Here is a 4701-nt window from a genome sequence, read left to right on the forward strand (position 1 = left end):
GGTCGGCAATTCGCTCAGCGTGGGCTTTGGTGCGCTGGGCGCTAACCTGTTCGTGCTGGTGTTGCTGCTGGCCTCGATCACTCTGGCCACGGGCCTGTCCTGGTTCGTGGTGATGGAGAAGATCGGTCGCGGCGTGATGTCGCTGGCACCGTTGCTGGAGCGCAAGAAGGAGCAGGCCACCGAATGGCAGCAGACCCGCGTTCTTCGCGAGGAACGCCAGGAAGTGCGCAAGGCCGATGCCGAAGTGCGCGCCAAGCGCGAGCCGGTGAAGATCGAGCCGCGCCCGGAGCCGGTGATCGAAAAGAGCGACCGGGCCAAGCGCGACAACCAGATCCCGATGTTCCGTGGCGTCAATGGCGACGGCTCGGACCTGCCGCCGCTGGCCCTGCTGGATGATCCCAAGCCGCAACCCGTGGGCTATGACAAGGACACCCTCGACGCGCTGTCGCGGCAGATCGAGTTCAAGCTCAAGGACTTCCGCATCGATGCACAGGTGGTCGGCGCCAACCCCGGCCCGGTCATCACCCGCTTCGAGATCGAGCCGGCGCCGGGCATCAAGGTCAGCCAGATCAGTTCGCTGGACAAGGACATCGCCCGCGGCCTGTCGGTGAAGTCGGTGCGTGTGGTCGATGTGATTCCGGGCAAGTCGGTGATCGGCCTGGAAATCCCCAACGTCACCCGCGAGATGATCTACCTGTCCGAGCTGCTGCGCTCGAAGGAGTACGACAAGTCGGCCAGTTCGCTGACCCTCGCGCTGGGCAAGGACATCGCCGGTCGCTCGACCGTGGCCGACCTGGCGCGCATGCCGCACCTGCTGGTGGCCGGTACCACCGGTTCGGGCAAGTCGGTGGCGGTCAACGCGATGGTGTTGAGCCTGCTGTTCAAGGCGTCGCCGAAAGACCTGCGGATGCTGATGATCGACCCGAAGATGCTCGAACTGAGCGTCTACCAGGGCATTCCGCATCTGCTGGCGCCGGTGGTCACCGACATGAAGGAGGCCGCCAACGGCCTGCGCTGGTGCGTGGCGGAGATGGAGCGCCGCTACAAGCTGATGAGCGCGGTGGGCGTGCGCAACCTCGCCGGCTTCAACAAGAAGGTGAAGGACGCCCAGGACGCTGGCCAGCCGATGATGGACCCGCTGTTCAAGCCTAACCCGGAGCTGGGCGAGGCGCCGCGCCCGCTGGAGACGCTGCCGTTCATCGTCATCTTCATCGACGAATTCGCCGACATGATGATGATCGTCGGCAAGAAGGTCGAAGAGCTGATCGCGCGACTGGCGCAGAAGGCGCGYGCGGCCGGCATCCACCTGATCCTGGCYACSCAGCGCCCGTCGGTGGACGTSATYACCGGCCTGATCAAGGCSAACATYCCCACSCGCATCGCCTTCCAGGTCAGCTCGAAGATCGATTCGCGCACSATCCTSGACCAGTCCGGCGCCGAGACGCTGCTCGGTCACGGCGACATGCTGTACCTGCCGCCGGGCACGGCGATGCCCGAGCGTGTGCACGGCGCCTTCGTGTCCGATGAGGAAGTGCATCGCGTGGTCGAGCACCTCAAGGCAATGGGGCCGGCCGACTATGTCGACGGCGTGCTGGACGAAGTACAGACGATGGGCGATGGCGTGGTGGTCGGTGCGACCGGCCTGCCGGAGACCAGTTCCGGCGGCGGCGATGAGTCCGACCCGCTGTACGACGAAGCGCTGCGCGTGGTCACCGAGACCCGCCGCGCGTCGATTTCCGGCGTGCAGCGTCGCCTGAAGATCGGCTACAACCGCGCAGCGCGACTGATCGAGGCCATGGAAGCGGCCGGTGTGGTCAGTCCGCCCGAGCACAACGGCGACCGCACCGTGCTGGCACCGCCGCCGCCGAAGTAAGCCAAGCCCTGCCGCATTCCCGACGTCCAAGGAACCGACGCATGCTTCAACCCGTTTCCTGCGCGCTGGCGCTGGCCTGCCTGCTGGCATCCGGCCCGGCGCTGGCCGATGCCGCCGCGACGGCTGTACCCGCAGTCGCGCCACCGTCCACCGGCAGCGATGCCGAGGCCAGCAACAACTTCAGCTTCGTACGTTATCGCGCCGACTACCAGGTGCGCGCCGATGCCGGCAACGTGCAGACTGAAACCTACGAAATCCTGCTCAAGACCAAGGCAGCGGTGGAGCAGTTCAGCCAGGTGCGGTTGAGCTACAGCGAGAAGATGGAAACGCTGGATGTGGTCAACGCCTATACGCTGACCGCCGACGGCCAGCGCCGCGAAGTGCCGGCTGATCGCATCTACACCCAGGAAAGCTATTCCAGTGCCTCGGCGGCGATGTATGCCGACCGCAAGGTGCGGGTGATCGTGTTCCCGAACCTGGCGCCGGGCACGCGGCTGTTCTACCAGGTGCGTCGGACCCAGCTGACGCCCTATTTCCCGGGCTACTTTGGCCTGTGGGAAACCTTCAATGTGTTCACCCAGTACGACGATGCCGAAGTGACCCTCAGCGCGCCGGCCAATCTGCCCATGTTCGTGGACAGCCGTGGCGTGCAGGGCAGTGACCGRCCGGTGGTGAAGAACGGCCAGGCGCAATGGCGCTGGCGCTACCAGCGCCGCGAGCCGATGCAGGCGCAGAACTGGTCGGCGGCGGTGTGGGAGTTCGGGCCGAACATCATGGCCAGCACCTATCGCGACTGGGCGCAGATGGGTCGCGCCTACCAACTGAAAGCAGGGCCGGCCGCACAGGTCACCCCGGAGATCCAGGCGCTGGCCGATGAAGTCACCGCCGGCATCAGCGACCGCCGCGCGCAGGCCGATGCGCTGTACCGCTGGGTGGCGCAGAACATCCGCTACGTGGCGGTGTACCTGGGCAATGGCGGCCTGGAGCCGAACAGTGCGCAGAGCATCCTCGACAACCACTATGGCGACTGCAAGGACCACGTAACGATCCTCGAGGCGCTGCTGGCGGCCAAGGGCATCACCAGTTCGCCGGTGCTGATCGGTGCCGGTGGCGGCCCGACGCTGCCGAAGATTCCGCTGCTGGGCCGCTTCAACCACGCCATCACCTACGTGCCCGAGTTCGACCTGTACCTGGATTCGACCAGTGCCTGGGCGCGCTTCGGCCAGCTGCCTGATGGCGACCTTGGTGCGCCGGTGCTGCACACCCGCGATGCCACCCTGGCACGCACGCCGGCCAATGATCCGCAGCGCAACGCCACGGTGATGGAGGTGCGCTTCACCTTCGACGCGCAGGGCAACCTGCGTGGCGAGACAGTGCCGCAGCTGAGCGACAACGCCGAGATCGGCATGCGCGCGCAGTTCGCCCAGCTCAATGCACAGAACCGGGCGCGCGCTGAAGAATCGATCATGGCCGCGTCCGGTTTCGATGGCCGCGGCCAGCTGCAGCTGCAGGGTGTGCCGGTCGACCTGACCCGGCCGTTTGGCTATCGCATGGCCTTCCAGGCCGAGGACTACGTGGACTTCGATGTGGCCGGCGGCATGGCCGTGCCCGATCCGCCCGGTGGTGAATCGGTACGCGGGCTGTATGCCAGCGCCTCGGCGCCGGACAATGAGACGCCGTTCTACTGCAATGCCAGCCTGCGCGAGGAAACCTATCGCCTGCAGTTCCCGGCCAATGCCCCGATCATCGCGATTCCGCGCAGCCAGCGGTTTGCCAATGCCGCCGGCGAGTACCGGGTCGACTGGAGCCGGCAGGGCCAGGAAGTGACCGTGCATCACCGCCTGCAGCAGAACGCGGTGCGCGGCGCCGAGGCGCTGTGCCAGCCGCAGGACTATGCCGCGTTCCGCGCGCTGTTCCGCGAGGTACGCCGCGGCTTCCGTGGCCAGGTGCTGTACGGCAAGCTGCCGGCCGCTGGCAGCTGAATCGCCGATCAGCGATCAGGGCGTCATAATGGCGTCCTGATCGCCCATTCATCTTTCGCCGGGCACACTGGCACCCAACTTTCCTGGCCGCGCGCCCACAGGATYMCYGCATGAACCTTCGCCTCCGYCGTTTCCTTGCCACCACCACYCTGGCCGTGGCCTGCGCCGCYGCCGGCAGCGCCTGGGCCGGCGCCCGTGATGACCTGAAAACCTTCACCACCGGCCTGAAGGGCCTGGATGGGCAGTTCAGCCAGCAGGTGTTCGACAGCCGCGGCAAGGTCAAGGAATCCACCAGTGGTCGCGTCGCTTTGTCGGCACCGCGCCTGTTCCGTTGGGAGTACGTGCGCCCGCACGAGCAGCTGATCGTGGCTGACGGCAAGAAGGTGTGGATGTTCGAGCCGGACCTGGAGCAGGCGACCGTTCGCGAGCAGGGCAAGGAAGAGCAGAACAGCCCGCTGACCGCGCTGATCAATCCGGCACTGCTGGAGCAGCAGTACGACGTGAGCGAAGAGGCCGCCACCCGCGATGGCCTGCAGTGGCTGTCGCTGTCGCCGAAGCGCGAGACCGAAGCCAGCTTCCAGTACGCCGCGCTGGGCTTCAACGCGCAGGGCCTGGCGAAGATGGAGATCACCGACGCCGTGGGCCAGCGCACCGTGATCAGTTTCAGCGGCTGGAAGCGCAACCCCAGCTTCGCCGCCAACACCTTCCGCTTCACCCCGCCGGCGGGTACCGACGTCATCGGCAACTGATCGCGGTCGCCGGGCATGGCCCGGCGCTACCTGCGCTGGTCGGTGTCAACCGGCACCGCCTTGGTAGGTGTCAACCTTGGTTGACATGCTTTTGATC

General features: G+C 66.4%; 3 protein-coding genes. All 3 read left to right on the top strand.

Features of this window, described 5'->3' with window-relative positions; genetic code table 11:
• The coding region (locus tag AC1VAN_RS12095; RefSeq protein ID WP_480985875.1) for a DNA translocase FtsK at positions 1-1873 on the top strand (1873 nt) is incomplete at its 5' end.
• A gap of 41 nt (positions 1874-1914) precedes the next feature.
• Positions 1915-3855 (top strand): DUF3857 domain-containing protein, encoded by a 1941-nt coding sequence (locus AC1VAN_RS12100; protein WP_442252056.1) that lies wholly within the window; start codon positions 1915-1917, stop codon positions 3853-3855.
• Between the two features lie 110 nt (positions 3856-3965).
• A complete protein-coding gene (gene lolA / locus AC1VAN_RS12105) occupies positions 3966-4604 on the top strand; it encodes an outer membrane lipoprotein periplasmic chaperone LolA (RefSeq protein ID WP_032974810.1) in 639 nt (212 codons plus the stop codon).
• Positions 4605-4701: the final 97 nt, after the last annotated feature.

The sequence above is a fragment of the Stenotrophomonas sp. 05L44_2 genome (genome assembly GCF_056665995.1).